The organism is Bacillus sp. DU-106 (assembly GCF_004799705.1).
GTDB lineage: Bacteria > Bacillota > Bacilli > Bacillales > Bacillaceae_G > Bacillus_A > Bacillus_A cereus.
In genome coordinates this window covers 5369973-5394839 of record NZ_CP026607.1, presented here as the reverse complement: position 1 = coordinate 5394839, position 24867 = coordinate 5369973, and the positions used below count along the sequence as shown (strand labels likewise).

Here is a 24867-nt window from a genome sequence, read left to right as displayed (position 1 = left end):
AAAGTATTGCAATAAATACAGAATACATGTTATGATACATCTTGTCGTCACGAAAATATGACGTTGGTGAGTATGAGCCATTAGCTCAGTTGGTAGAGCATCTGACTTTTAATCAGAGGGTCGAAGGTTCGAGTCCTTCATGGCTCACCATTTTATTTTTCGTGGCCCGTTGGTCAAGTGGTTAAGACACCGCCCTTTCACGGCGGTAACACGGGTTCGAATCCCGTACGGGTCATGTTTTTTTTTGCTTATTTTTGGTCCCGTGGTGTAGTGGTTAACATGCCTGCCTGTCACGCAGGAGATCGCCGGTTCGACCCCGGTCGGGACCGCCACTTTTGTTTATACCACCATTAGTGGTTTTATATATAGTTTTGGCTCGGTAGCTCAGTCGGTAGAGCAGAGGACTGAAAATCCTCGTGTCGGCGGTTCGATTCCGTCCCGAGCCACTCTCAGGATATTAAGTGGGCCCACTTAATATCCTTTTTATTTATGTAATTTTACAAAACTGAGTAGTTATTTTAAAATAGAACGAGGAGCCTCTAGCAGTTGAAGCTAGAGGTTTTTCTATAGATCGTATAGGATGCCGTGTAAAAGTGGATCATACATGAGTCTATGAGAATAGAGGAGAAAATACTTAAACAAAGGATGCGGTCATATAGGACATACTATGTAAACATCAATATGTTTAGGGATTATTGACCATATTTTTATAAGGAGGAAATAGACGATGATGGGAAAGAAAATTTTAGTAGTTGATGATGAAAAGCCGATTGCAGATATTTTGAAGTTTAACCTAGAAAAAGAAGGTTTTGAAATAGTAATGGCGCATGATGGTGATGAAGCAATTGAAAAGGCTAATGAAGAGCAACCAGATATGGTTTTATTAGATATTATGCTACCAGGTAAAGATGGCTTAGAGGTTTGCCGTGAAATACGTAAAAGCTCAGAAATGCCGATTATTATGCTTACAGCAAAGGACTCTGAGATTGATAAAGTATTAGGGCTCGAGCTTGGGGCAGATGATTATGTAACGAAGCCATTTAGTACGAGGGAATTACTTGCTCGTGTGAAGGCGAATTTACGCCGCCATCAACAAGGTGGTGCTGCGGAAAAAGAAGAAAATACAGAAATGGTTATTGGACCAATTGTGATCAATCCAAATGCATATAGTGTAACGAAGCGCGAGGAAAATATCGAGCTTACACATCGTGAATTTGAGTTGCTACATTATTTAGCGAAACATTTAGGACAAGTTATGACACGCGAACATTTATTACAAACAGTTTGGGGTTATGACTATTTTGGAGATGTGCGCACAGTAGACGTTACAGTACGTCGTTTGCGTGAAAAAATTGAAGATAATCCAAGCCATCCTACTTTAATTGTAACTAGACGTGGAGTAGGGTATTACTTGCGTGACCCAGAGCAGGAATAGTATATGAAGAAAGTTGGTTTTTTTCAATCTATTCATTTAAAATTTGTGCTTATATATATGCTATTAATATTAATAGCGATGCAAGTTATTGGAGTATATTTCGTAAGGGAATTAGAGAAGAGCTTAGTACAAGGTTTTAGGGATTCTTTAACGCAGCAAACAAACTTATTATCATATAATTTGAAGCAAGAGTTTAAAAAAAGTTATACAAAAGCAGAAACAGAGTCAACAGATGAAACGATTAAAACTTCAATTCGAAAATTTGCCTCTGATCAGAAGAAAGTTATACAAGAGGTAAGTGTATTTGATTCGCACAGAAAGTTACTGGCTATTTCAGATGAATCAAAGCAGAATAAGGTGAATCGAACATCAACTGATATAGCTGTTCAGCGAGTGTTAGTACAAAAAAAGCCGGAAGTGAAAATTGAGAAGGATGGTAGTACAGGTCATCGTGTTCAAGTTATGCTTACTCCGATTCTAGATGATAACGGTAAGGATGCGCTTGGTGTTATTTACATTGTGGCATCTATGGAAGATGTATATAAACAAATGAAGGATATAAATCAAATTTTTGCTACGGGAACAGTAATTGCTTTATTAGTAACGGCCGTACTTGGGATTTTATTGGCTCAAACAATTACAAGACCAATTTCAGATATGCGGAGACAAGCAATCGAAATGGCAAAAGGAAATTATTCGAGAAAAGTAAAAGTGCATAGCCATGATGAAATTGGACAACTGGCATTATCCTTCAATAATTTATCAAAAAAATTACAACAAGCTCGTTCTTCTACAGAAAGTGAAAGGCGTAAATTATCATCTGTTTTATCACATATGACAGATGGAGTAATTGCTACTGACCGAAAAGGGGATATTATTTTACTAAATGATCCTGCGGAAAAGATGTTAAATGTTTCTCGTGAAACAGCGCTCGATCAATCTGTTTTAGAGGTATTAGGGATACAGGAAGAATTTACGCTCGATCATTTATATGAAGAGCCAGATTCTGTTTTATTAGATTTTAGTACGAGAAACGAACCATATATTTTACGTGCTAGTTTCTCTGTTATTCAAAAAGAAACAGGGAAGGCAAACGGCTTAATTGCTGTACTATATGATGTAACAGAGCAGGAGCGTATAGAACGGGAACGCCGTGAGTTTGTGGCGAATGTCTCTCATGAATTAAGGACGCCATTAACGACGATGCGCAGTTATTTAGAGGCACTTACAGATGGAGCATGGCAGGATCCAAATATTGCACCACAATTTTTAACGGTTACACAAGAAGAAACAGAAAGAATGATTAGACTTGTAAATGCGTTGTTACAGCTATCTAAACTTGATAGTACAGAGCATCGTTTAATGAAAGAATGGGTCGACTTTACTGATTTCTTTAATAATATTATTGATCGCTTTGAAATGTCTAAAGAGCAAAATGTAAGTTTCAAACGATCTTTCTCTAAGAAATCTAGATTTATTGATATGGATACTGACAAAATTACTCAAGTGCTGTATAACATTATTTCTAACGCATTAAAGTATTCACCAGAAGGTGGAACAGTAACATATCGTTTACGTGATCGCGGTGATTTATTAGAAATTAGTGTAAGTGACCAAGGAATGGGTATTCCAAAAGAAAACGTTGATAAAATCTTTGAACGTTTTTATCGCGTAGATAAAGCTCGTTCAAGACAAATGGGTGGTACTGGGCTTGGATTAGCAATTGCAAAAGAAATGATTGAGGCACATGGTGGCTCTATTTGGGCGAAGAGTGAAGAAGGAAAAGGGACAACTATTTATTTCACGTTACCAATGGCAGCAGATGAAGAGGACGATTGGGAATGAGTATGGAAAACTTTAAAACAATAGTTTTAATTAACCTAGTTGTAATTAGCCTATTTCTTACTTTTAACCTATGGACGTATGTGCCAGATTCTACATCCATGCAAAACGCGAAATTTGTGCAGGGAAATGAAGGAATGAACCAAACTAAAATTTCCGATGTTGTCCGTCCTACTTCTATCATCGTGCATAAAGATAAAAATCATTATGGGAGCAGAAGAGAGGCAGATATAGAATCAATCTATAAGCCTCTGGAAGTAGGGGAACTACATGATTTTAAAGAGATATCAATCACTAAGGGTGATTTCCTTTCATATGTGCATGGTGAAGGGAAAGTTGAACTTGTTTTCCCTACCGATATCCCATTTGATGCAGTAAAATCCATGTTTAACATGAAAGAGAAGAGTACAGATAAGCCTAAACATTTTAATCGTATTCTCCTCGATCCTTCTCGAAGTAAGGATCAAGAAATTAAAATTAACTTTGTTTCTGATGGTGATAACTTTAAAATATACGAGGCAAAATTAAGTGGCGTGTATTTAAAAGATATTGTAAATGCCCAAAATCAATTTATAGTATCAGCAAAGCCTTATTTTGATTATCAACTTAATGATATGAAAAAGTTATTTTTACCAGATGGAACGACAGAGTTAAACAATATAACATATATTTCATCTAATTTAGCAGTTGATACGTTTAAGAATGCTCTGTTTAGTGATCCTCGTTATTTAAGTCCGATTACCGAGATGTCGAAAGAAACATTTACAGATGGTATTAGATCCATGGAAATTGAAAACGATCGTCACATGCTAAAGTATAAAAACTCTTCTGTCTTAACTGAGAAAACGATAGATAATTTAATGCTTTTACAAAAAAGCTTTGAATTCGTAAGTGGTCACAGTGGAAGTTTGGATTCATATCGTTTGGACTATATGAATAAAGGAGAGACAGTATTTCGTTTAAATGAAGATGGATATTCAGTATTCAATGAAGATGGATTAGCTGAATTGAGACAAATATGGGGATCAGAAGAAGTAATGGAATATGAAAGACCGTTGCTGTCTTTAAATACTAAAGGTATAGAACAGAAGGTTACTCTTCCGTCAGGGCATGTTGTAATAGCATCCCTAGAAAATAATCCAGAGATAAAGAAACAAGTAATTAAGGATATTGGTATTGGATACAAGTTATCACTAGATGGACAAGTAGTTCGATTACAACCAATTTGGTATGTAAAGCTTGTTGAAGATGAAACAGGTAAACAGAAAATCTATGAGTGGAGTGAGGGAGGACTAAATGGATTGGGATCGGATTAAAACCATATTTATTGTGACCTTTTTTGTTTTGGACCTCTTTCTCATTTTCCAATTCATTCAAAAGCAAGATAGTAATCAATTGGAGCTTATTGCAGAAACAAAGATAGATCAAGAATTAAAAGCAAACAAAATTACGATGGGAAATATCCCTAAAGAACCGAAAAAAGAGTCATTTATTAGAGCAGAAAATAAAGCTTTTAAAGAAGAAGATATACAGTCTTTGAAAAATCAAACGGTGCATATACAAAATATGTACAAGATAGAAAGTAAGCTAAAAGAGCCTTTTTTAAATACGAAATCATTATCAAAAGATAAGTATAATGAATTTTTGAAGAACTATGTATTGGATGGACAAAAGTATGAATTTGGAGCGGTGAAAGACTCTAAAATTTATTTCTTCCAAAAATATAAAGATAAGCCTATTTTCTATAATAATCAGGCGATGATTGTTGTGGAATTAAATGAAAAAAATGAACTTGTTTCATATACGCAGACAATGCTAACTGATTTAAAAGAAATGGGCGAAGGTGAAAAAACGAAAGAGCAAGAAATTATTACGGCTCAAACAGCTTTAGAAAATTTGTATTTAAAAAATAAAATTCATGGAAATACGCATGTTAAAGAAGCGCAAATTGGTTATGCCACTCTTACCGCATCTACTTCTAATAACCAAGTACTGGCTCCAACGTGGAATTTGAAAACGGAGCAGAAGCAGGACTTCTTTGTGAATGCAATTGAAGGACAAGTTATGGAATTAGGAGAAAAGGAAAATCAAGTGGTTGATGAACATACTGGAGTGAGAAAGAATGGGGTTGCATTTTAGCGTACTTGCAAGTGGAAGTACAGGAAATATGCTATACGTAGGAACCGATGAAAAAAAATTACTAGTCGACGCAGGTTTAAGTGGTAAAGCAACAGAGGCTTTATTTAAACAAGCAGAACTGAATATAAATGATGTATCAGGTATTCTTGTAACGCATGAGCATAGTGATCATATTAAAGGTTTAGGTGTACTGGCACGTAAATATGATTTACCTGTTTATGCGAATGAGAAAACATGGAATGCAATGGAACATTTAATAGGAAATATCCCAACTGAACAAAAGTTTATTTTCTCAGTTGGTGATGTGAAAACCTTTGGTGATATTGAAGTCGAGTCATTTGGAGTTTCTCATGATGCGGCAGAACCGATGTTTTATGCTTTCCATAACAATAATAGGAAGTTAGCGCTTATTACAGATACGGGATACGTAAGTGACCGTATGAAAGGCGTTATTAAGGGAGCTAATGCTTTCGTATTTGAAAGTAATCATGATGTAGAAATGCTTCGTATGGGACGTTATCCATGGAGCATTAAACGACGTATTTTAAGTGACGTTGGGCATGTTTGTAATGAGGATGCTGCATTAGCGATGGCAGATGTAATTACAGATGAGACAAAGCATATTTATTTAGCCCATTTAAGCTTAGATAATAACATGAAAGAACTAGCGCGTATGTCAGTATCACAAGTACTAGAGGAAAAAGGATTTGGAGTGGGTGAATCCTTTGAAATTCACGATACAGATCCAAAAATGCCTACAAAAATTCAATACGTATAATTCTTCATTTTAGTAAACAATAAAGGTGAATATAGTTGTTTTCAGGAAGATAGGTGAACAAATATGTCCTTTATTGATGAAGAAAATTATCGTATGAAACGTGCAGGAAAAAAGAAGCACAAAGGTATAGTTCTTTCTAGTATAGCGGGAACAATTGTAGGAGCTTCTTTATTCGCGTTTGGAGCGCCTTTATTTTCAAATTCTGCTGATACGCTTCCGCAAGCTGAAGCAAGCGGAAGTAATATGGCCGAAGCTCAAGGGATTAAACAGATTAGCTTTGTAGATGCTGTTGATCGTGCATCTGAAGCTGTTGTGGGTGTTATTAACATTCAACGAGATAACTTTTCAGAGGCAGATTCAGAGGCCGGTACAGGATCAGGAGTAATTTATAAAAAGACAGATGGTCAAGCTTATATTGTAACGAATAATCATGTTGTAGCTGGAGCGAATCGTATTGAAGTAAGTCTAAGTGACGGTAAGAAGGTTCCTGGAAAAGTATTAGGAACCGATGTAGTCACAGACTTAGCTGTATTAGAAATAGATGCAAAGCATGTGAAAAAAATAATTGAAATTGGCGATTCTAATACTGTTCGCAGAGGAGAGCCAGTTATTGCGATTGGAAACCCGCTTGGACTGCAATTTTCTGGAACAGTTACACAAGGTATTATTTCAGCTAATGAACGTATTGTCCCTGTAGATTTAGATCAAGATGGACATTATGATTGGCAAGTAGAAGTGTTACAAACAGATGCAGCGATTAATCCGGGGAATAGTGGCGGTGCGCTTGTAAATGCAGCAGGACAATTAATTGGTATTAATTCAATGAAAATTGCTGCAAAAGAAGTAGAAGGAATCGGCCTTGCTATTCCGGTGACTAGAGCTGTTCCGATTATGAATGAACTTGAGAAGTATGGAAAAGTAAGAAGACCATATGTTGGGATTGAACTTAGGTCATTAAATGAAATTCCAAACTATTATTGGTCAAAAACATTACATTTACCAGGTACTGTAACAGAGGGAGTTTGTATTTTGGATGTGAAAAGTCCTTCGCCAGGTGCGGATGCTGGTTTAAGAGAACATGATGTTATTGTGGCGGTAGATGGAAAACCGATTCGCGATATTATTGGATTCCGTACGGCCTTATATGATAAGGAAATTAATGATAAAATGACTCTTACGTTTTATCGTGGCACAAAAAGAGTAACAACAACAGTGAAATTAGGCATTCAAAAGTATTAAAAACAGGAGGGCCTACCTCCTGTTTTCTATTGTAGAAAAGTGAGGTGAAGAAAATGAATTTACCTTGTTGTTTAGAGCATGTTGAATTAGCGTTAGATATTATTGTGGATGAGTGTGAAGTCGCGCCAGTTATCAACAATGTGGATAACTCGGAAAAAGAGAAAAAAACATGTGAATTTTGTCAAAATGAGGCGACATATGTTGTATCGAACACAGATTCTCACACAATATGTGGGTAGTATTTGTGGATATGTGGATAAGTTTTGTGGATAACATGTTTGTAAGGTGGAGGATACGTGTGAATATCTCGATTATTTCAATTGGGAAATTAAAAGAAAAATATTTGAAACAAGGTATAGCAGAATACTTAAAACGATTATCTGCATACGCAAAAGTAGAAGTAATTGAATTGCCTGATGAAAAGGCGCCAGAAAATTTAAGTGAAGCAGAAATGTTAATTGTAAAGGAAAAAGAAGGTATACGTATACTGGATAAAATTTCTGATGACACACATGTGATTGCATTAGCTATAGAAGGAAAGCAAAAGTCATCAGAAGAATTCGCGATAAGTCTAGATCGCCTTGCTACATACGGAAAGAGTAAAGTCGCATTTGTAATTGGTGGATCACTTGGACTAAGCTCAGAAGTGATGAAGCGTTCAAATGAATCACTTTCTTTTTCAAAGATGACATTACCACACCAATTAATGCGATTAGTGTTGCTTGAGCAAGTGTATAGAGCGTTTCGGATTAATCGTGGGGAACCGTATCATAAGTAATGTATTCTATATAAAACACTGATATTATCATATTTATTTTATTATGCCTATAACTGGAGGCTATGTGAATGGTAAGTGATCAGACGAGATATTCTAGGCTCGCGAATATAACAAAAATAATAAATACGAAATTAGAACTACGTGACGTATTGCAGCGTGTGACAATGGCGATATCAGAGGAGATTGTTAGGTGCGACGCTGTTGGAATTTATTTACCCCAGGAAGATGGAACATTTAGAGGGTTTGCAGGAAAACCAGAGACTATAAATGGTGTAACGCTCGATACTCAAGTAATTGATCCTGAAATAGACTTACTGGCAAAAGAAGTTATTGAAACGAAAAGAACCATCTATATTCCTGATACCTCAAAGGATCATCGACCAGATCCGAGACCGGTTAATGCATTCAAAATTAAGTCCTTATTAGCTCTGCCTATCTCATTTGGGCAAGAGTTATTTGGTCTGGTTTTTTTATTTGATTATGGAATTCCGATGAACTTAACAGATTCAGAAATTCAAAGTGTTGAAGCTTATGTAAATATGGCTGCGGTTGCAATTCAAAACGCAAATAATTTAAAACAAAAGGAAAACCTTATTGCTGAGAAACAACTGTTACTAAATGTTACACGTGATTTATCGATGTGTTCCTCGATACAGGAGAGTTTTGATAAATGCTTTTTTTACCTAGAACAGATTTTAGAGAGTAAAAATATGACTGCTCATCTTCTAGATCCGCTAGACAAAACAACAATTAAAACAACGAAATTAAGTAAGGACTGTCATTGGACAGAAGCGGATTGGACAGAGAAAAGCTATGAAGCCAAGATCCAAGAGGTTATTCAAACAAAAAATATAGATAGTAAGGGTCTATTGATGATTCCATTGGTTTCGATGGGAGAAGTATTAGGGGTAATCGTCGTTGGCAAAGAAGGAAAAGCTCACAATTATGATGATTCCCAACTTCAACTAGCAAAATCTATCGTTGATGCCACAGCCCCTACGTTTTCGAATTTGTTGTATATGGATCAACTAGAGAGCATAGTGGAAGAGCGAACGAGAGAGTTAGCTGCTGCTAATGAAAAAGTTACAAGTGTGATTGAATGTATTACGGATGGATTTTTTATTTTAAATAATAAATGGGAATTTACGTACGTAAATAAGCACCAATATTTTCCGCAAAGAAAAACAGCAAAAGATGTATTAGGAAAGAATATATGGAATGTTTTCCCGAGTGAAATTGACACAGTTATGTATAAGGAATTTCATCGTGCGATGTCAGAGCGAACTACAGTTCATTTGGAATTTCTTTCTACTGCAGATGAATATTGGCACGAAGTTATTGCATACCCATATGATGATGGTATTTGTTGTATTTTTAAAAACATAACGGAAAAAAAGAAATATGAACAGGAATTGAAAAGATTATCCAATATAGATTTAATAGGGCAAATGGCAGCAGGTATCAGCCATGAAATTAGAAATCCAATGACAACAGTACTGGGATTTTTACAGTTATTAAAAGAAGAGAATACCTATGAGAAACATAATAAGTACTTTTATTTAATGATTGAAGAACTTAACCGTGCCAATTCTATTATTACTGAATTTCTCTCAATGGGTAATACAAGGAAATTGGATTTGCAGATGTTAGATTTAAATTCAATTATCCGCGATATTATTCCTTTAATAAAGATTGATACGTACAATCAAAATAAATATATTCAAGTCGATACAAATGACATTAAAGAATTACTTTTAAATCGTAATGAGATACGGCAATTATTAATGAATCTATATCGTAATGGCTTAGAAGCGATGAATACAGGGAAAGTTCTAACCATTAGCACTTACAAGGAAGGTCAAAATTGTGTGGTGCTTGCAGTGCGGGATCAAGGAAAAGGTATCAGGCCTGAAGTATTAGAGAAACTGGGTACGCCGTTTTACACGACCAAAGATAATGGAACTGGATTGGGGTTAGGTGTATGTTATGCCATTGCTGCCCGCCATAATGCAAAAATAGAAATTCAAACAGGATCGGAAGGCACTACCTTTTTTGTTAAATTTAATTATGAAAATAATAAAAAATAACCTTATTTAGAATAGTTACGATGAACCGTATCATAAATAAATTTATTCTTTGTATATAAAAGGATAAAAAGACCATTGGACAAAAATTACCGATGGTCTTTTAAATATTATTAGATGGTATGTAGATTTCCTAAAATAAGTATGTTTCTATTTCCATAAAAATATGCTGTAATATGAAGAGGAAAAAGTATAAGTAGTTAGAGAAGTGAGGAATTAAAGGTGAAGAAGTTTAAGAAGTTTTACTTGGAGATTACGAGTGTATGTAATCTTGCGTGTAGCTTTTGTCCGCCGACGGAAAGGCAGAAGCAATTCATTTCTGTGGAGGATTTTGCTAAAAGATTAGACCAAATTAAACCTCACACAGACTACATTTATTTGCACGTGAAGGGTGAGCCGTTGCTCCATCCGAAAATAGATCAACTATTAGACTTAAGTCATGAAAAAGGGTTTAAAGTTAATATTACAACGAACGGAACGTTAATTAATAAGAGAAGACATAGGCTGTTAAATAAGCCTGCGTTAAGACAAATGAATTTTTCACTGCATAGTTTTGATGGACATCCAGGTTCGCAAGATAAAGAGGGCTATGTAAGGAGTATACTTTCCTTCATTAGGGAAGCGACAAGTCAATCAGATTTAATTGTATCGTTAAGGTTATGGAATTTAACTCAGGATAATAAAACAAATGCTGAAATCCAGAAAAATAGAGAGTTATTATCTATAATTGAAAATGAATTTGATCTATCTTATCAAATTGAAGAGAAGCTTACACCAGGAAAAGGTATAAAAATTGCAGAACGTGTCTTTATTAATCAAGACTATGAATTCCAGTGGCCAGCATTACATGAGGAAGAGGATGATGGGAAAGGATTCTGTCATGGACTTCGTAATCAAGCGGGTATTTTAGCGAATGGAACAGTTATTCCTTGTTGTTTAGATGGTGAAGGGATTATTAACCTTGGGAATATTAATAATGATTCATTTTCTAACATTATTGAAGGTGAAAGAGCAACAAACATTGTCGATGGATTTTCGAAAAGAGTTGCGGTTGAAGAACTTTGCAGGAAATGTGGATATCGCAAACGGTTTGGGAAGTAAATATGAAATAAGCCCTCATTAAAGCGAGGGCTTATTTTTTTATTCTTGATAAGAATGCTCTAATTCATCAATTAATGAACCAACGTAAGAAACAGCTTTACGGATTGCATCTGTTTTTGACATATCTACTCCGGCATGTTTCATTAGTTCAAGTGGTTTCATTGTACCACCAGCACGAAGCACATCTAACCAGCGATCAATAGCAGGTTGTCCTTCCTCTTTAATCATTTGAGCTACTGCAGTGGATGCAGTGAGGCCTGCGGAATATGTATAAGCATATAGACCCATATAATAATGAGGCTGACGCATCCAAGTTAAGCCCGCACCTTCATCGATTTCTACAGAATCTCCCCAGAATGTCGAAAGGACATTTGTTTTAATTTCAGTTAAAGTTGTAGCTGTAAGGGCCTGTCCTTTTTCTGCTAGAGCATATACTCTACGTTGATATTCACCCTCAAGTAAATGAGTAACAAAGTTGTGATAATATGTGCCAAGTAGTTGTAGAATGACCCATCTGCGCATTCTCTTATCGTCAGTAGTCGCTAGTAAATGCTGAGCTAATAGTAATTCATTCATGGTTGATGGTGCTTCAACAAAGTACATAGATGGGCGTATGTTCATGATACGTTGGTTTTTATTTGCTAAATAGAAATGACCAGCATGTCCAAATTCATGTGCTAATGTAAAGCATCCACGCATCGTATTTTGCCATGTAATTAAAATATAGGGATGAGAGCCGTATGGACTTGAGCAAAATGCCCCTGTTGATTTGCCTACGTTATCTGCAAGATCTACCCATCTTTCTTTGAATCCTTTTTGGATTATGGAACTATATTCATCGCCTAATACTTTTAAAGAATCTTGAATGAGCGTGCCTGCTTCTTCATAAGTAATCGCCGGATTAAATTCGGGATCTAAAGGTGCATGTAAGTCACAGAAAAGCATTTGATCGAGTCCTAATACTCTCTTTTTTAAATCTGCAAAACGGCGCATATGAGGTGCTAGTTCTTTATAAATAATATCAAGTTGGTTGTTATACATTTCAAGTGGAACCTTTTGTGGTTCTAATAGCATATGAGTAACGGATTCATATTTACGTAAACGAGAAAGTGTTACTTGTTTTTTTACTTCAGTAGCATATGTTGTGGCAATTGTATTTTTATATCGTTTTAGTGTGGAAACAAATGATGAATATGCTTTTCGACGTATATATGTGCTTGGAGAAAATTCATATTTGCTTTCAAATAATGAGAATGAAACAGGAAGTTCGTTTCCTTGTTCGTCTTGTATAGAAGTGAAATCCATATCGGCCAATTTAGTCATGCCGTAAATTTTGTATGGAGAACTATGAACTTCGCCAAGTGCAGCAAGTGCTTCTTCTGTTTCAGGAGAGAGTGTGTGCTGTCTTTTTTGTAGTATTTCTAGTAAAGATTTACGGAAAGGTTCGAGTTTTGTTTCTTCAGTTAAACATCTTTCAATTGTTCCTTCGTCGAATGAGAGGATTTCATTTTGAATAAAGGATAGTGCAGTATGTACTTTCGTCCATAAAGCAGAAATTTTGGAAGAGTTCGCTTGAATACTTGGATTTGTACGATCAGTAGCTTCTTTTAAATTTGCATATGAGTACAGTTTTGTTAACGTCATTAAAAGCTCTTCTTCTAAAAGTAGGCAATTTAATAAAGTGTGGGAGCTAGTATGTAAATGCCCTTTAAATGAATCAAGTTTCTGTATATCATTTTCCAATGCGTTTAATGCAGTATGCCATTCGGCATCAGAATTATACAAATCGGATAAATCCCATGTTAGTTCAGCGGGTACCTCTGCGCGATTAAGGCGATTTTCTATTACATTTTTCAAGTCGTATCTCCCCCTTATTAAGACTATCTAAACACATAATACTAGAAAATTCAGTTAAATTAAAATATTTTACATTTTCATATACAAAAAAGAAGGACAAGCATGAAAATGCTTGTCCTTCGAGTTAATTTAAGAATTAATATACTTTGTCACCATTGAAAATCGAGTTTTTCACGACAACATAATCTACAGTACGAATAGCGTCTAATTTTGTTCCGCCAGCGTAAGAGATAGAAGATTGAAGATCTTGTTCCATTTCGATTAACGTATCTTCTAAAGAACCTTTATGCTCAACGAACATTTTCTTACCTTCAACGTTTTTCTTCTCACCCTTTTGGAATTCAGAAGCAGAACCGAAGTATTCTTTATAAAGTTTTCCATCTCTTTCAATTGTTTCCCCTGGAGACTCTTCGTGACCAGCAAATAGAGAACCGATCATGACCATAGTTGCCCCAAAGCGAATAGATTTAGCTACGTCGCCGTGTGTACGAATACCACCATCAGCGATAATTGGCTTACTTGCAGCTTTTGCACACCAGCGAAGTGCAGCTAGCTGCCAACCACCAGTTCCGAAGCCTGTTTTAATTTTAGTAATACAAACTTTACCAGGTCCAATACCAACTTTTGTTGCATCGGCACCAGCATTTTCTAATTCTCTTACCGCTTCTGGAGTTCCAACGTTTCCAGCGATAACGAAGCTCTCTGGTAAATGTTTTTTAATATGTTGAATCATGTTGATCACAGCATTAGAATGACCGTGTGCGATATCAATCGTGATATATTCAGGTGTAAGTTGCTCAGCAGCTAATTGTTGTACGAATTCATATTCGTCCTCTTTTACACCAACGCTGATAGAAGCGATTAATCCACGTGATTGCATATCTCTAATGAATGAGATTCGTTTCTCTGGTTGGAAACGATGCATGATATAAAAGTAGTTGTTCTCAGCTAAATAAGTTGCAATTCTTTCATCAATAATCGTTTGCATATTTGCAGGCACGACAGGTAATTTAAATTTATGTTTTCCTAAAGTGACAGTTGTATCACATTCAGAGCGGCTATTTACAATACATTTTGCAGGAATTAATTGAATATCTTCATAGTCAAATACGTTTTCCATCATTTACACCCCTAAAATACGAATATTTTATTTTTATTAATCAAAAATGTTCGTCCATAGGATAATTTACATTATTTTTATTAAGAAGTCAAAGGATTTCTTAACATTTTTTAAAAAAGTAGATTTTACATCTGAAAAAAAACGTTAAAAACGAATTTAAAACATTTTTTTGTTTTTATTGTTCGTTTATGGGAAGGGTTGAAAAATTAAGATAATTATACAAGGTTGTATGTATTCTTTTTATTTTTTTGATTGGATGTAGGATACTATAAAAAGGTTAATGCTAACAATACGAGCAAAAGATGTTATCAAGTAGTTGAACAATATATGAAATGAAAAGGTTTATTTCTATATAAAAAGATGAATCTGGCATGATTCACCTTTTATGTGAGGTTTCAAGTATAATAAGTAGGGTGATAGTAACGTATACAAAAGATAAAAAAGAAAATAATACAGAATAAAATGAGGTTAATATATGAGTAAAAAAAGTTTTTCTGATTATAAATTAAGTAAGGAAATTGTAAGGGCACTTACTGGGTTAGGGTATGATCATCCAACAGAAGTACAAGGTGAGGTTATTCCAGTTGCATTACAAAAGAAGGATCTTGTTGTGAAGTCCCAGACTGGAAGTGGAAAAACAGCTTCATTTGGTATTCCACTTTGTGAAATGGTGGAGTGGGAAGAGAATAAACCACAAGCATTAGTTTTAACACCAACGAGAGAGCTTGCGGTACAGGTAAAAGAAGATATTACAAATATAGGTCGATTCAAAAGGATTAAGGCTGCGGCAGTTTATGGGAAATCTCCATTTGCACGTCAAAAATTAGAATTAAAGCAAAAGACACATATTGTAGTTGGGACTCCTGGTCGTGTGTTGGATCATATTGAGAAGGGTACCCTTTCTTTAGAGTGTTTGAAGTATTTAGTTATTGATGAAGCAGATGAGATGCTAAATATGGGCTTTATCGATCAAGTAGAGGCAATTATTGATGAATTACCTACAAAAAGAATGACGATGTTATTTTCAGCAACACTTCCAGAAGATGTTGAGAAATTGTCTCGTACATATATGAATTCACCAACTCATATTGAAATTAAAGCGGCTGGGATTACGACGGATAAAATTGAACATACTCTTTTTGAGGTGATAGAAGACGAGAAGCTTTCACTACTTAAAGATGTAACAACGATTGAGAATCCTGATAGCTGTATTATTTTCTGCCGTACACAAGAAAATGTAGATCATGTATATAGACAATTAAAACGAGCTAACTATCCCTGTGACAAAATACATGGTGGTATGGTACAAGAAGATCGTTTTGAAGTCATGGATGATTTTAGAAAAGGAAAATTCCGTTATTTAGTAGCAACAGATGTAGCTGCGAGAGGAATTGATATTGATAATATTACACATGTTATTAATTATGATATTCCACTTGAAAAAGAAAGCTATGTACATCGTACTGGAAGAACGGGACGAGCTGGAAATAGTGGAAAAGCTATTACATTTATAACACCATATGAAAATAGATTTTTAGAAGAGATTGAGGAGTATATTGGATTTGAAATTCCAAAGGCAATTGGACCTTCAAAAGAAGAAGTTATGAAAGAGAAAGCTGCATTTGAAGAAAAGCTACATGCTAAACCAATTATAAAGAAAGATAAAAATGCAGACATCAACAAAGGCATTATGAAGCTGTACTTTAATGGCGGGAAGAAAAAGAAAATTAGGGCGGTAGATTTCGTCGGTACAATTGCTAAAATTAAAGGTGTTACAGCAGAAGATATAGGTATTATAACGATACAAGATAATGTTTCTTATGTTGAAATATTAAATGGAAAAGGACCACTCGTCTTGAAAGTCATGAAGACTACAACGATTAAAGGGAAACAACTAAAAGTTCATGAAGCAATTAAGTAAATAAAAAACTATCCACTTTAATAGGTGGATAGTTTTTTATTTATGATTCTTTTAAATCATCCACTAGTTGCTCCGCTAAACGTCTATACATATTACTCATAGTCACGAAGGATGTTAGTAGTAGAAATTTTTCTAGCTTTGTATCTTCTAAGGAAGAAATCTCATTTACTTCTGTAACACGGTTATTTACGTCTTGTTTAAAGCTTTCGACATTGCTTTCAGTAAGAGCAAGATAATTTTTGTATAACGTATTTAATTCGAATGAATCATCATTTAATAAGGAGTCATTTATAGTTTCTAATGAACTTTTTATGTCGTTAATGGAGAGAGCTCCCTTTAATTGATAAATTAGGCTAATTAAAATCATATGCTCTTTTGAATACTTTTTATTTTTGATGGGGATGAATAGTTTTCCTTTTGCGTAATTATTAATCATGGTTTTGGTTAATACTTTTTCATCATCAGTTCTCGTTGTATCTGCATAAGTATTCTCAAATAGTTGAACAACTTGATCTACATATAAGTCAACATTTGGAATATCCTCAAGTTTAATGTTTTTTTCTAAATGCAATGTCTCAAGTAATTCATTTATATTTTCCACGTAGAATCCCTCACTTTTATAACTTAGTGGAACTTAATGTTTAATATATCTTTAAATATGGTATTACGAAACAAATGAATTGTAAATGTTGACCTTAAAAAGAAATGTGTATATAATTACATGTAGTTATCAAAACTACATGTAATTATATGAGGGGTGTTATTATGAATGCTTATGTAAGGGAACCGGTTAATGCATTTACTCACTTAGGTGGAGCAATATTATCATTTATTGCCTTATTAGCTATGCTTGTGAAAGTTTCTATCAAGATGCCATCATTTGCTGCAATTACAGCTGTTATTTTGTTTGGTATTGGAATGATGGTCCTTTATACGGCGTCAGCTGTGTATCATAGTGTTGTGGCCAATGAACGTGTTATTTACTTCTTTAGGAAGCTAGATCATTCTATGATTTTTATATTAATTGCAGGTACATATGCACCCTTTTGCTTAATTACATTAAATTCAGCAAGTGGTTTACTATTATTTTGTTTAGTCTATGCAACTGCGATTTGTGGCATTGTATTTAAAATGTTTTGGTTTAATTGTCCAAGATGGTTATCGACAGCAATTTATATTACGATGGGTTGGTTAATTGTGTTATTCTTTGCACCGTTAGCTGAGAATTTAAGTACAGGAGGCATTATTTTCTTAGTACTTGGGGGCATTTTTTATACAATTGGTGGATTTATTTATGGAACAAAGCCAAAATGGTTAGAGTTTAAATATATGGGGCATCATGAAATTTTTCATGTTTTTGTATTATTAGGTAGTCTTGCGCATTTTCTAAGTGTATATTGTTATGTAATTTAATAAAAAAACGCCACATAATAAAAATTATGTGGCGTTTTTTTATTACCTGATTAGAATCGTATATGTTATAAATTTATTATGGGATAAAATGTAAGTTTCTGTGTTCGCATGTTAAACATAGGATAAGAAATATGTGATATACTTTGAGAAGTTTATAATGAATGAAATATGGAGGACTATAATTATGGCAATACTTGTAACAGGTGGAGCAGGATATATTGGTAGTCATACATGTGTAGAATTACTAAATAGCGGTTACGAAGTTATAGTAGTGGATAATCTTTCGAATAGCTCGGTAGAATCTATAAATCGAGTGAAAGAAATAACAGGAAAACAATTTAAGTTTTATAAAGAAGATGTTTTAAATCGCGAAGCGCTTGACGCAATTTTTGAAGAAAATGCAATTGAAGCAGTTATTCACTTTGCAGGATTTAAAGCTGTAGGGGAGTCAGTAGCGATTCCATTAACATATTATCATAACAACATTACAAGCACGTTAGTGCTATGTGAAGTAATGCAGAAACATAATGTAAAGAAGATAATCTTTAGTTCATCTGCAACTGTATATGGTATCCCGGAAACGTCACCGATTACGGAGGAGTTTCCATTAAGTGCAACAAATCCATATGGTCAAACGAAATTAATGATTGAGCAAATTATGCGTGATGTAGCATTTGCAGATGCAGAATGGAGTATCGCATTACTTCGCTATTTCAATCCATTTGGTGCACACGAAAGTGGGCGTATCGGAGAAGATCCAAATGGAATCCCAAATAACTTAATGCCATATGTAACGCAAGTAGCGGTAGGTAAGTTAAAAGAATTAAGCGTATTCGGAAATGACTATCCAACGAAAGATGGAACAGGAGTCCGTGATTACATCCATGTTGTGGACTTAGCAAATGGTCATGTAAAGGCGCTTGAGAAAGTATTGAGTACAACGGGAGTAGATGCTTATAACCTGGGCACAGGTATGGGCTATAGTGTACTAGAGATGGTTGAAGCGTTTGAAAAAGTTTCGGGCAAGAAAGTTCCTTATAAAATTACAGAGCGTCGCCCAGGTGATGTAGCAGTATGTTTTGCTGATGCATCGAAAGCAAAGCGTGAATTAGGCTGGGAGGCAACACGTGGATTAGAAGAAATGTGTGCAGATTCTTGGAAATGGCAATCAAATAATAAAAATGGCTATTTAGAAGTTTAATGATGTATATAAAAAAATGACCTTTGCATAAAAGCAAGAGGTCATTTTTTATTAATTTTATTAGCGAACCTAGAAAAGAGCGTTCGCTGTTTTAAATGATGTGATTTTACAATATCTTATGCTAGAAGGTAGTAGAATGAGATAGAGGAATGTATTATTTTATTAATTTTTTATAGAAATTGAAAGCGTATTATTGAAAAGTATTCCAACACTTGTATCATTGCTAGAGTCCGTTTATAATCAAGGAATCCTAGTTCATGTTTTAATAGGATTATTTATTATTGAAAGCGTTTTAAGTTCGCTCCTTTTTGAGGTAGGAGGTCTGACTTATTTGAATGAAAAATTATGTATGTAGTTTTAAATGGGAAGAAAAATAATATAAGTATCACTTTATAGTGTGGGGAGGTTAAAAGTGTGAAAGGTAAAAATTTTCACACGAATATATATGGGTTATGTAGGATTATTACTTTCAGGGGCAGCTTTATTTTTAAATAGTCTTGTTATATTAGGGAAAGCAGAGATGAAAAGTGCGGGTGTTTTTAATTTATTTGTGGGTGCACTACAAATTATTATTCCGTTTTATTTGATCATGATTTCTGACCAAAGCAATTGGACAGTGTATTCATATGCGGCTACTTTCTTATTTGGATTAACTTATTTATATGTAGGTGTTACTTTTATAAAAGGAATGGATAGTAGTGGTCTAGGATGGTTTTGTATTTGGGTAGCAATTATAGCCTTATTCTATATGGTTGTTTCATTTGTTCAATTCCATGATGTTGTTAATGCGTTAACGTGGTTTATGTGGGCATTACTTTGGTATTTATTCTTTGTATTAAATACACAAAAGAAGAACATTAATCAATATCTTGGAAGGATTGCCTTCGTACAATCATGGGTAACATTGACTTTACCTTCACTCTTTTATTTTATGGGAGTGTGGGGAGAGGGATTTGTATATGAACTATGGGTTTATGTATCAGTAATTTCTATTTTGTACTTCTGTTATTGTATTTATAAATATCGAGTACGTTAATATATTTTCTGTAGAGAAGCATGGAATCGTTAAACGAATTCCATGCTTTTTATATGTTGGCACTTATAATAGAGAGGTAGTATTTTACAATTTGCTAAAATGGGGATGATGAAGTTGAAAAAAGTATTGGTGCTAGGGGGAACAAGATTTTTTGGTAAACATTTAGTAGAAGCACTTTTGCAAGAGGAGCACGATGTAACGATTGCGACGAGGGGAGTTACTGAAGATTCTTTTGGTAGCGCAGTAAAAAGAATAATTATTGATAGAGAAGATGGAAAGCTACTAGAAAAGCGTCTAGAAGGAAAAAGTTATGATATTGTATACGATAATTTATGCTATAGCTCGAATGCAGCGAAGATAATATGTGAAGTGTTACGAGGGAAAACGAAGAAATATGTTATGACATCTTCAATGGCCGTCTATGAACCTGCCCTAAGCTTATCAGAAGAAGACTTTAATCCGTACGATTATGCAATCGCGTATGGAGATAGGAATGACTTCAATTATGGTGAAGGAAAGAGATTAGCTGAAGCCGTTGTATTTCAACAAGCAACATTCCCAGTTGTTGCAGTTCGTTTTCCAGTTGTTATTGGAGAAAACGATTATACGAAAAGGTTACAATTTTACGTTGAATGTATTGTGAACCAAAAACCTATCGTTGTGGATCATGTAGATGGAACTTTGTCATTTATACATGAAAAAGAGGCAGGAGAGTTTCTAGCTTGGTGCGGAATGGAAAATGTGAAAGGGCCAATTAACGCCTGTAGTAACGGGGTAGTTTCTACGGAAGAAATTATTCATTTCATAGAAGAGAAGACAGGAATAAAAGCACTCATTCAGAAAGCTGGGGAAAATATAGCTCCTTATAATGAGGTAACTAACTGTACATTACATAATGGAAAGGCTCGTGAATTCGGATTTTTGTTCCGAGAGCTGAAACTAGAAATGAAAAATGTTTTAAAACATTATATAAATACAATGAAGTAATCATAAATCCCCCGGTGGCAATCCGGGGGATTCTGGAGGATTTCGACAATACTGATTTTACATTACCAAATTTACCTTATACGTACGACTAATGTTTTTGTGATTGAATTGCTTGTAAATACTTCTCGTTTACTTGGTCCCAGTTTACTGTATGCCACCAGTTGGTAACAAACTCTGGGCGCCTATTTTGATACTTTAAATAATAAGCATGTTCCCATACATCAATTACGAGTAAGGGGATTTTCCCTTCTTGCAAAGGCGTATCTTGATTTGGTGTACTCATAACAGAGAGTTCCTCACCGTCAAGAACAAGCCATCCATAGCCACTTCCAAAACGACTAATAGCTGCTTTGGAAAGTTGATCTTTTAAGTTGTCAAAGGTATTGAAATAATAATCAATTACTTTTGCAACGTCTCCATTAGGCTCACCGCCACCTCGTGGGCTCATCACTTCCCAAAAAAGACTATGACAATAGTGACCGCCACCGTTATTTCGTACAGCTGTAACAATTTCCTTCGGTAAAGTATCTAAATTACATAGCAATTCTTCTAAAGATTTATTATGTAATTCAGTATAATTTTCTAAAGTAGCATTTAAATTATTTACGTATGTCGCATGGTGCTTTCCATGATGAATGGAAAGTGTATTGCTATCAATATGTGGCTCTAGTTCATCATAGTCATATGAAAGCTTTGGCAATTGAAATGAAGACATAACATTACCTCCTTTCTATTTAAAAAGTTGGTCTAGGTAAAAATACTTTACCTGAGTCAAAAATACACCCATTTTCCATATAAGTCAATAGTAAGTCCATTAATTTTCTGAAAAATATTACAATAAAAGTAACACTCTCACTTTCATTTGTGACTCCTATCCTTTTTGCTTATACTGTAAAGTAGCAGGGTTTTGTTGAAATAGAAGGAGATTGTTTATGAGTAAAACGAAACAATTAATAGAAGAAGCAAGTAATTTTATTACGATTTGTTATAAGGAGCTTCATAAAGAACAATTGATAGAAGAACGTATAAAAGAAATTCAAATTGAGATAGAGAAGACAGGGACATATGAGCATACATTTGAAGAACTTGTTCATGGTTCACGAATGGCATGGCGTAACAGTAATAGATGTATTGGAAGATTATTTTGGAGTAAGATGCACATATTAGATGCGCGCGAAGTAAATGATGAAGAGGGTGTATATAATGCATTAATTCATCATATTAAATATGCAACGAACGACGGGAAAGTTAAACCAACCATTACGATTTTTAAGCAATATCAAGGTGAAGAAAATAATATAAGAATTTATAATCACCAATTGATTCGATATGCAGGATATAAAACAGAAACGGGAGTGATTGGTGATTCTCATTCCGCTACATTTACGGACTTTTGTCAGGGGCTTGGTTGGCAAGGAGAAGGTACGAATTTCGATGTATTGCCACTTGTGTTCTCTATAAACGAGAAGGCACCTACATATAAAGAAATTCCGAGAGAAGAAGTAAAAGAAGTGCCAATTGAACACCCAGAATACCCTATTTCATCACTTGGAGTGAAATGGTATGGTGTTCCAATGATTTCAGATATGCGTTTAGAAATTGGCGGTATTTCTTATACAGCCGCTCCGTTCAATGGATGGTATATGGGAACAGAAATTGGGGCGCGCAACTTAGCAGATCATGATCGTTATAATTTACTTCCGGCTGTTGCGGAGATGATGGATTTAGATACATCGAGAAACGGTACCTTATGGAAAGATAAGGCGCTAATTGAGTTGAATATTGCCGTACTACACTCCTTTAAAAAACAAGGAGTTAGTATTGTTGATCACCATACTGCTGCACAACAATTTCAGCAATTTGAGAAGCAAGAAGCTGCTTGTGGTCGTGTTGTAACAGGTAATTGGGTATGGCTTATTCCGCCATTATCTCCAGCTACCACTCACATTTATCATAAACCGTATCCGAATGAAATTTTGAAGCCAAATTTCTTTCATAAATAATATTTAGTGCAGTTTTTTTCTGCAAAATATATTTTTTTTAATTATTGTTATGTAGCAAATGGAAGCCTTTACTCTCGGTTATTTTTGGAAGAGGCTTTTTGAACCAAGGAGTACCTTATGTTATAATCAAATTTCTGTTTCGAAGACCTTATAGAAATATAAGGTCTTTTGTTTTGCTTTTTTATGTAAGAGGAAGAGAATTTTTCTTTTTAATAAGGGATTTGGCATATTTTTAGGGACAACATAAGTATGTGGGAAGTCGATAAAATGTTATGCATATATAATTATTATGTTTTGGGTTTAAACAATAAAACATAATAAAGTTGTTTTTTTAGATTGCTGAGGAAGGAGGAAGTATAAATGAGGATGAAGAGTCGAAAAACTGATTGGCCTGTATTTATTATTAGTGGTGGTTCACTTTTATTATTTGTAATTGCAGTTTTTTTGAACAAGTATTATGTAGAGAGTGCGATTAATAAAAGTTTCGCTTTTTCAATTAAATATTTCGGTGCCTTCTGGCAAGTTTTATTATTAGGTACATTTATTGTTGCGATGTGTATGGCTTTCTCCAAATATGGGAGAGTTAAGCTTGGGGGATTAGAAAAACCTGAGATTAGTACGGCAAAATGGCTTGCTATTATTATGTCTACATTACTTGCTGGAGGTGGCGTTTTTTGGGCAGCAGCAGAGCCAATGTATCATTTGATGACGGTGCCACCAATACATGATGGTATATCTGCTGGAACGAAAGAAGCAGTCATGCCTGCTTTAGCACAAAGTTATATGCATTGGGGATTTTTAGCATGGACGATTTTAGGTACAATTAGTGCGGTAGTTATGATGTATGGACATTATCATAAAGATATGCCGCTAAAACCTCGAACACTTTTATATCCTATTTTTGGGGAAAAATTAAGAAAGAGCCTGCTTGGAACGATAATTGATGCAGCTGCAATTATTGCAGTAGCTGCAGGTACAATTGGCCCAATTGGATTTTTAGGTTTACAAGCAAGTTATGGATTACAAGAATTATTTGGAGTTTCTGATGTGTTTACTACTCAATTAGCAATTATTGTTTGTGTGGTGGCCGTGTCTACCATATCGGCAGTAACAGGTATTGATAAAGGGATTCAAATTATAAGTAATTTAAATGTTAGATTAGCAATTGTGTTAATGGCATTCATATTACTATTTGGGCCAGGTGGATTTATTATTGATTCGTTTGTTTCTTCGTTTGGATTTTATGTAAATGAGTTTATACCGATGAGCACATACCGTGGTGATACAAGTTGGTTAGGATCTTGGACAATCTTTTTCTGGGGATGGTTTATTGGATACGGACCAATGATGGCAATTTTAGTGAGTCGAATTTCAAGAGGGAGAACGATTCGAGAAATCATCGTTGCAATTGGAATTATCGCACCTATTATTACAACATTTTGGTTTACTATATTAGGTGGATCAGGCGTGTTTTATGAGTTGATGAATCCTGGGTCTATCTCGGACGCATTAAGTGAATCTGGTATGCCGGCAGCTATGATTGCAATTACAGGGCAATTGCCACTTTCTAATATTATTGGACCAGCATTTCTTTTATTAACAATTTTATTTGTAGTGACAACAGGAGATTCAATGGCGTATTCCATTTCAATGGCAGTGACTGGAGACGGAGATCCTAGAATTAGTTTGCGAATTTTTTGGTCGCTTATTATGGGCGCAGTTGCAGCAATTCTTTTATATATGGGTGAAGGAAGTATTAATGCGCTACAATCGTTTATCGTGGTGACGGCAGTTCCGGTATCAATTTTGTTATTCCCAATGCTATGGTTAGCGCCTAAAGTTGCGGGAGAATTAGCATTAAAACAAGGTATTGTAAAAGAAGAAGATAAAACTGCATTCTTATTTCAGAAGGCTAGTAAATCAAAATAAATAA

General features: G+C 34.8%; 21 protein-coding genes and 4 tRNA genes. 21 read left to right on the top strand and 4 right to left on the bottom strand.

Translation table 11 applies throughout. The features are described from left to right. Positions 1-74 precede the first annotated feature (74 nt). From C3Y97_RS27560 to C3Y97_RS27495, 14 genes are all read left to right on the top strand, one after another. A tRNA-Lys gene (locus C3Y97_RS27560) sits at positions 75-150 on the top strand. 13 nt (positions 151-163) lie between these two features. Beyond that, a tRNA-Glu gene (locus tag C3Y97_RS27555) sits at positions 164-235 on the top strand. A gap of 21 nt (positions 236-256) precedes the next feature. After that, positions 257-332 (top strand) — tRNA-Asp (locus C3Y97_RS27550). 41 nt (positions 333-373) lie between these two features. Beyond that, positions 374-446 (top strand) — tRNA-Phe (locus C3Y97_RS27545). A gap of 281 nt (positions 447-727) precedes the next feature. Beyond that, positions 728-1435 (top strand): cell wall metabolism DNA-binding response regulator WalR, encoded by a 708-nt coding sequence (gene walR / locus C3Y97_RS27540; RefSeq protein ID WP_000971865.1) that lies wholly within the window; start codon positions 728-730, stop codon positions 1433-1435. Positions 1436-1438: 3 nt separating this feature from the next. Further along, positions 1439-3280, top strand: a complete 1842-nt coding sequence (gene walK, locus C3Y97_RS27535; protein WP_000755367.1) for a cell wall metabolism sensor histidine kinase WalK — start codon at positions 1439-1441, stop codon at positions 3278-3280. Then, positions 3277-4593, top strand: coding sequence for a YycH family regulatory protein (locus C3Y97_RS27530; RefSeq protein WP_000061560.1), 1317 nt, complete (start codon positions 3277-3279; stop codon positions 4591-4593). The genes walK and C3Y97_RS27530 overlap by 4 nt, the downstream gene beginning before the upstream one ends. Continuing rightward, a complete protein-coding gene (locus tag C3Y97_RS27525) occupies positions 4574-5416 on the top strand; it encodes a two-component system regulatory protein YycI (protein ID WP_000383740.1) in 843 nt (280 codons plus the stop codon). Before C3Y97_RS27530 ends, C3Y97_RS27525 begins: the two co-directional genes overlap by 20 nt. After that, positions 5400-6194, top strand: coding sequence for an MBL fold metallo-hydrolase (locus tag C3Y97_RS27520; protein ID WP_000522837.1), 795 nt, complete (start codon positions 5400-5402; stop codon positions 6192-6194). The genes C3Y97_RS27525 and C3Y97_RS27520 overlap by 17 nt, the downstream gene beginning before the upstream one ends. A 63-nt stretch (positions 6195-6257) precedes the next feature. Next, a complete protein-coding gene (locus tag C3Y97_RS27515) occupies positions 6258-7433 on the top strand; it encodes a S1C family serine protease (protein WP_000008031.1) in 1176 nt (391 codons plus the stop codon). A gap of 53 nt (positions 7434-7486) precedes the next feature. Then, entirely contained in the window at positions 7487-7672 is a 186-nt protein-coding gene (locus tag C3Y97_RS27510; RefSeq protein ID WP_001052827.1) for a CxxH/CxxC protein, read from the top strand. A gap of 59 nt (positions 7673-7731) precedes the next feature. Then, a complete protein-coding gene (rlmH, locus tag C3Y97_RS27505) occupies positions 7732-8211 on the top strand; it encodes a 23S rRNA (pseudouridine(1915)-N(3))-methyltransferase RlmH (RefSeq protein WP_001027000.1) in 480 nt (159 codons plus the stop codon). Positions 8212-8279: 68 nt separating this feature from the next. After that, on the top strand, positions 8280-10298 hold the full coding sequence (locus C3Y97_RS27500) for a GAF domain-containing sensor histidine kinase (protein WP_136363726.1): 2019 nt from the start codon (positions 8280-8282) through the stop codon (positions 10296-10298). A 219-nt stretch (positions 10299-10517) separates the two neighbouring features. Continuing rightward, on the top strand, positions 10518-11396 hold the full coding sequence (locus C3Y97_RS27495; RefSeq protein WP_000713633.1) for a radical SAM/SPASM domain-containing protein: 879 nt from the start codon (positions 10518-10520) through the stop codon (positions 11394-11396). Positions 11397-11435: 39 nt separating this feature from the next. On the opposite strand, the gene pepF is transcribed toward C3Y97_RS27495, so the two are convergent. Beyond that, positions 11436-13253: an oligoendopeptidase F gene (pepF, locus tag C3Y97_RS27490; RefSeq protein ID WP_098213675.1), complete on the bottom strand. Its 1818-nt coding sequence runs from the start codon at positions 13251-13253 to the stop codon at positions 11436-11438. A 136-nt stretch (positions 13254-13389) separates the two neighbouring features. After that, positions 13390-14373: a GMP reductase gene (gene guaC, locus C3Y97_RS27485; protein WP_000432447.1), complete on the bottom strand. Its 984-nt coding sequence runs from the start codon at positions 14371-14373 to the stop codon at positions 13390-13392. A gap of 475 nt (positions 14374-14848) precedes the next feature. Here guaC and C3Y97_RS27480 point away from each other — a divergent pair, with 475 nt between their 5' ends. Then, the gene (locus C3Y97_RS27480; protein WP_000039351.1) at positions 14849-16294 is read left to right on the top strand and encodes a DEAD/DEAH box helicase; all 1446 of its coding nucleotides are present in this window, start codon (positions 14849-14851) and stop codon (positions 16292-16294) included. A gap of 40 nt (positions 16295-16334) precedes the next feature. Here C3Y97_RS27480 and C3Y97_RS27475 read toward each other — a convergent pair whose 3' ends face one another. Continuing rightward, positions 16335-16895 (bottom strand): DUF1836 domain-containing protein, encoded by a 561-nt coding sequence (locus tag C3Y97_RS27475; protein ID WP_000427879.1) that lies wholly within the window; start codon positions 16893-16895, stop codon positions 16335-16337. Positions 16896-17059: 164 nt separating this feature from the next. Here C3Y97_RS27475 and trhA point away from each other — a divergent pair, with 164 nt between their 5' ends. The 4 genes from trhA to C3Y97_RS27450 all read left to right on the top strand — a co-directional run bounded on the left by trhA (position 17060) and on the right by C3Y97_RS27450 (position 20931). Continuing rightward, entirely contained in the window at positions 17060-17707 is a 648-nt protein-coding gene (gene trhA, locus C3Y97_RS27470) for a PAQR family membrane homeostasis protein TrhA (protein ID WP_000995363.1), read from the top strand. A 184-nt stretch (positions 17708-17891) separates the two neighbouring features. Beyond that, entirely contained in the window at positions 17892-18908 is a 1017-nt protein-coding gene (galE, locus tag C3Y97_RS27465; protein ID WP_000996540.1) for a UDP-glucose 4-epimerase GalE, read from the top strand. A gap of 445 nt (positions 18909-19353) precedes the next feature. Continuing rightward, positions 19354-19944, top strand: a complete 591-nt coding sequence (locus C3Y97_RS27455; RefSeq protein ID WP_000542569.1) for an AmiS/UreI family transporter — start codon at positions 19354-19356, stop codon at positions 19942-19944. Between the two features lie 99 nt (positions 19945-20043). Then, a complete protein-coding gene (locus C3Y97_RS27450; RefSeq protein WP_033689455.1) occupies positions 20044-20931 on the top strand; it encodes an NAD-dependent epimerase/dehydratase family protein in 888 nt (295 codons plus the stop codon). A gap of 88 nt (positions 20932-21019) precedes the next feature. Here C3Y97_RS27450 and sodA read toward each other — a convergent pair whose 3' ends face one another. Beyond that, positions 21020-21646, bottom strand: coding sequence for a superoxide dismutase [Mn] (sodA, locus tag C3Y97_RS27445; RefSeq protein ID WP_000094042.1), 627 nt, complete (start codon positions 21644-21646; stop codon positions 21020-21022). 217 nt (positions 21647-21863) lie between these two features. On the opposite strand from sodA, the gene C3Y97_RS27435 reads away from it, so the two are divergent. Both C3Y97_RS27435 and C3Y97_RS27430 read left to right on the top strand, forming a co-directional pair. Further along, complete coding sequence (locus C3Y97_RS27435) at positions 21864-22934, top strand: nitric oxide synthase oxygenase (RefSeq protein ID WP_136363725.1); 1071 nt, start codon at positions 21864-21866, stop codon at positions 22932-22934. A gap of 360 nt (positions 22935-23294) precedes the next feature. After that, positions 23295-24863, top strand: a complete 1569-nt coding sequence (locus tag C3Y97_RS27430) for a BCCT family transporter (RefSeq protein WP_001242454.1) — start codon at positions 23295-23297, stop codon at positions 24861-24863. Positions 24864-24867: the final 4 nt, after the last annotated feature.